General features: G+C 42.1%; 4 protein-coding genes. 3 read left to right on the top strand and 1 reads right to left on the bottom strand.

The genetic code is table 11. The features are described 5' to 3' along the window. Positions 1 to 175: 175 nt before the first annotated feature. The gene (locus B4K20_RS07835) at positions 176 to 2,500 is read left to right on the top strand and encodes a TonB-dependent receptor (RefSeq protein ID WP_286305024.1); all 2,325 of its coding nucleotides are present in this window, start codon (positions 176 to 178) and stop codon (positions 2,498 to 2,500) included. A gap of 54 nt (positions 2,501 to 2,554) precedes the next feature. Next, a complete protein-coding gene (locus tag B4K20_RS07830; protein WP_286305023.1) occupies positions 2,555 to 3,055 on the top strand; it encodes a PepSY domain-containing protein in 501 nt (166 codons plus the stop codon). Positions 3,056 to 3,111: 56 nt separating this feature from the next. Here the strand turns inward: B4K20_RS07830 and nadC are convergent, their stop codons facing one another. Further along, positions 3,112 to 3,954: a carboxylating nicotinate-nucleotide diphosphorylase gene (gene nadC, locus B4K20_RS07825; protein WP_286305022.1), complete on the bottom strand. Its 843-nt coding sequence runs from the start codon at positions 3,952 to 3,954 to the stop codon at positions 3,112 to 3,114. Between the two features lie 86 nt (positions 3,955 to 4,040). On the opposite strand from nadC, the gene ampD reads away from it, so the two are divergent. After that, positions 4,041 to 4,470, top strand: a 430-nt coding sequence (gene ampD, locus B4K20_RS07820) for a 1,6-anhydro-N-acetylmuramyl-L-alanine amidase AmpD (RefSeq protein WP_289282486.1), incomplete at its 3' end; no start/stop codon positions are given.

Raw genomic sequence — 4,470 nt, 5'->3', positions numbered from 1 at the left:
TAAATCTGGTTGATATCAGCCACCCTGGTTGGTTCATTGTAGCCGTTTATAGGTGATTTCACTGCTATTAAGATTTGTAAGTGTTTGTTAAAAAAACATTTATAAACTTGGCACTATATATGCTCTTGTTATTGAGTTTTTACAACCATAAAAATAACTCAGGAGAGTATAGGTAATGCAATTTCCGCAAAAGAGAAAGCTGATTTGCGTCATGCTAACCTCTGCACTGTTTTCCAGTGCGAGTTTTGCCGCTGACGATGATGTGAAATTAAGCGACATAGAAGTCGTAGGGACAACCCCTCTACATGGCGTAGGCTTACCAAAAGATCAAGTAGCTGCTAATGTTCAGACAGCGACTGAAGAAGATATCGAACGTGTTCAGTCATTAGATATTTCTGATTTCATGAACAAAACGCTGGGTAGTGTTAGCTTAAACCAAGCTCAAAATAACCCTTTCCAACCTGATCTACAGTTTCGTGGTTTTACGGCTTCACCATTAGTCGGTAACTCACAAGGTTTATCTGTCTACATAGATGGTATTCGTGTAAATGAACCATTTGGTGATGCAGTGAATTTTGACTTAATTCCTCAGTCTGCGATTGCGAGCACTAATTTAATTCCAGGTTCGAACCCACTGTTTGGTTTGAATACGCTGGGTGGTGCATTATCCCTCAAAACAAAAACCGGTTTCACCAATCCTGGACATAGTCTAGAAGCCTACACAGGCTCATTTGGCCGTGATTCAGGCACTATTGAAAGTGGTGGCAGTGATGGTAATTTTGCTTACTTTGTGACTGGCTCAATTACCAAAGAAGATGGTTGGCGTGACTTTTCACCTTCACGTGTAGAGCAGTTCTTTACCAACCTGAGCTATGCAGATGAAGACTCCACATTAGACTTCGGTATCACCGCCGTTGATAGTGATTTGAATGGTAATGGTGCTTCACCAACACTATTAGTCGATGCTGACCGTGAAGCAGTGTTCACACATCCAGATAATACGCAAAATAAACTGCGTATGTTCACATTGAACGGTACCCACTGGATAAATGACAACACCATGCTTGCTGCAAACACATACTATCGCAAGAGTGACCGTACATCATTTAATGGAGATGGTTCTGAGTTTTCAGTGATTGGTGGTCAGATAGGTGAAGACGAAGATGGTGTAGAAGGAGTTTTTGACGGTGATGATGAAGTATTACCAGTAAGTGCTGCTGCATTAGGCTTTGCTGATGGTGATTTTGTTGCTTTAAACAACACAAGTAAGACAGAGCAAGACAGTTATGGCTTTGCATTCCAGTCTACGTTTTTGCAAGATCTTTTTGGTCGTGACAATCAGTTAATCGTGGGCGTTGGTTACGATCGCTCTGATGTGGATTACAGTTCGCAGTCTGAAATTGCACAGTTCACTAACACACGAGGTACTTCAGGCACTGGCTACGTGATCGAAGATACGTTAGTTGATGGTAAGATTAAAACTGATACTTACAGCATCTTTTTCACCAATACACATTCATTTACAGATCGCTTAGCAATGACTGTAGGTGCTCGTTATAACTGGATTGAAGTTGATATTTCTGGTTACAGCGAAGGTGGTGAACAAGATTTGAATGAATCAGGTAACTCTCATACATTCAAGCGCTTAAATCCTTCATTGGGATTAACCTATAAACTGACTGATAACATGACATCATATGTCAGCTATAACGAGTCTAATCGTGCGCCTACAGCTACCGAATTGACTTGTGCTGAACCTGAGTCACCATGTGCTTATCCTAATGCGTTCCTAGCAGATCCTCCGTTAGATGATGTTGTCGCAAGAACGATCGAAACAGGCCTGCGTGGTCAACAAGAGCTGTTTGATTGGTATGCCAACGTCTATTACACAGAGTTGAAAGACGACTTGTTGTTCTTTTCAGAAGATGAAAGTCAGTCAGAAGATGTAAGTGGACGTTTAGGTTTAGGCAACTTCAGAAATATTGATAAAACAGCGCGAGCAGGTCTTGAGCTGGGTATGGCAGGTCAATACGAGAAGTTAAGCTGGTCAGCAAACTATGGTTATGTTCGTGCAACGTTTGAAGATAACTTCACCTACTCGAGAGATGGGGATTTGTATAACGTCTCTAAAGGTGATCGTCTACCTAGTATACCTGCCCATAACTTGAAAGTAGGGCTTGACTATGCCTTTACCCAACAGTTTTCTGCAGGTCTAACTGCATCATATCATTCTAGCCAACGTTATCGTGGTGATGAAGCGAACGTGGACAAGAAAATCGCTGGATATCGCATAGTGAATCTGCATAGCCGTTATAAAGTGAACGAGCATCTACAGTTCTTTGCTAAAGTCGATAACTTGTTCGACAGTGAGTACAACACCTTTGGTTTGTATGGTGAACCTGATGAAGCTCCAGGAATGGATGCTTATGAAGGTGACGAACGTTTCGTTGGAACAAGTTCTCCAAGAGCTGGATGGATTGGCTTTAAGTTAACCATGTAGTAGTAACGTAAAAGGGGCTGAGAATCAGCCCCTTTTTTTATCTAGGATTATTGAATGAAATTTTTAGGGTTCTTCATTTTGTCTTTGTTTTCTGGTGCGCTCCTGGCTGAAGATTCACCTCAATTCTTTGAACGGTGTCTAACTGTCGTGACTGACCTCAAGCCAGGTCATGTCATTAAAGTGGAAAGAAAAGTCGAAAATGAAAGAGATGTATACGAGTTTGATATTCGTGGCATTGATGGTGCTGACTGGGATGTGGAATGCTCAGTAAGAACAGGTGAGGTGATAGAGGTAGAGCAAGAGGTTGATCATCCTAACCACCCTAAGTTTAAAGCCCACGCTAAAATGAGTGAGGCGGAAGCACGAGACATTGCTTTAGATATGTATCCGGGTGAAATCGTCGAAGTGGAATATGAAATAGAAGAAGACGGAAAAGCCACCTACGAATTCGATATTGCCACTCGTGATGGTAAAGAAATGAAAATTGAGATTGACGCTACTTCAGGGAAAGTTATTGAACAAAATCTGGAGCTTTGGCAAGTCGGCTTAGAATAAAGGTTTACTCTCAACCGCAGTCACCATTCACTTTAATGGTACTGCGGTTTTTTTATTCAAGAAAAACGCATAGAAAGATCAACGGCCTTTATATCTTTAGTTAACGCACCTACTGATATCCTATCTACGCCTGTTTCAGCGATGCTTCTGATATTACCCAATGTGATACCACCAGAAGCCTCGAGTTCTGATTGGCCTTTATTCAGTGTAACAGCTTGTTTTAAATCATCGATTGTGAAGTTATCTAATAAGATGATATCTGCGCCAGCCACTAGCGCTTGCTTTAGTTCTGCTAGACTTTCTACTTCGACTTCAATAGGTACATTAGCAGATAAAGCTTTTGCCTGATGAACGGCACGCTCTATTGAGCCTGCGGCCATAATATGATTTTCTTTGATGAGAATACCATCATAGAGGCCCACTCTATGATTAAAGCAGCCGCCACATTTGACGGCATATTTTTGAGCGACACGCCAGCCCGGAATGGTTTTACGCGTATCCAATATTTTTACGGGCAACCCGGAAACAGCATCTGCATAGACAGATGATAGCGTTGCTGTAGCTGATAAAGTCTGTAGAAAATTCATTGCAGTGCGTTCACCAGTTAGTAGGCTTCTGGCTGGTCCATGAAGTTCACACAAGATTGAGTTTGCTTTCACTCTGTCGCCATCCTGTGCCTTCCAATTTACTGAAATTGACGCATCCAGCTGTTCAAACACACTGTTGAACCATTGCATTCCGCAAAGTGTGGCATCTTCCCGAGTGATTAATGTCGCAGAAGCGACTGCGTCAGCAGGAATAAGATTTGCCGTTAAATCCTCTTGTCCGATATCTTCAAGTAAAGATAGTTTAACTTGAGAGGCGATAAATGCAGCGGGCAATGGATTTTCTATTGTCATATCGATATGGTAAAGGCTAAATAGGATAGGGTAACGTGTGTTGCCTGATTAATCCAATTATCGTATCCATGCCATGAGTGACATCAGTGAAAATAAATAGAGAATCAGGGCTGCTTGATAGCGCAATAATGACATCATCGCCAAATTATGACGAGCGACCGGATAAGAACGATATTTCAGGTATCGTCATACATAACATCAGCCTGCCGCCTGGTGAGTTTGGCGACACATTTATTGATGATCTTTTTCTTAACAAGCTTGATTGCTCGGCTCACCCATATTTTCAGCAGCTAGAAGGTTTAAAAGTCTCATCCCATCTCCTGATTAGAAGGACAGGGGATATTGTCCAGTTTGTGCCTTTTCATGCGCGAGCTTGGCATGCGGGAGTCTCTCACTGGCAAGGCAGAGAGAGGTGCAATGACTTTACAATAGGGATTGAACTGGAGGGGTGTGACGATATGCCATTTGAACACGTGCAATATGAGGTGCTTGCTGAAGTCATAATGACATTATGCA

This window comes from Methylophaga sp. UBA5088, from assembly GCF_002414625.1.
GTDB lineage: Bacteria > Pseudomonadota > Gammaproteobacteria > Nitrosococcales > Methylophagaceae > Methylophaga > Methylophaga marina.
The sequence above is the reverse complement of the archived record's forward strand: the minus strand, read 5'-3'. Positions and strand labels throughout refer to the sequence as shown.

Excerpts from the sequence above, each read along its gene's own strand:
- B4K20_RS07835 (WP_286305024.1), top strand. The coding sequence starts at position 176 with ATGCAATTTCCGCAAAAGAGAAAGCTGATTTGCGTCATGCTAACCTCT.
- B4K20_RS07830 (WP_286305023.1), top strand. The coding sequence starts at position 2,555 with ATGAAATTTTTAGGGTTCTTCATTTTGTCTTTGTTTTCTGGTGCGCTC.
- nadC (WP_286305022.1), bottom strand. The coding sequence starts at position 3,954 with ATGACAATAGAAAATCCATTGCCCGCTGCATTTATCGCCTCTCAAGTT.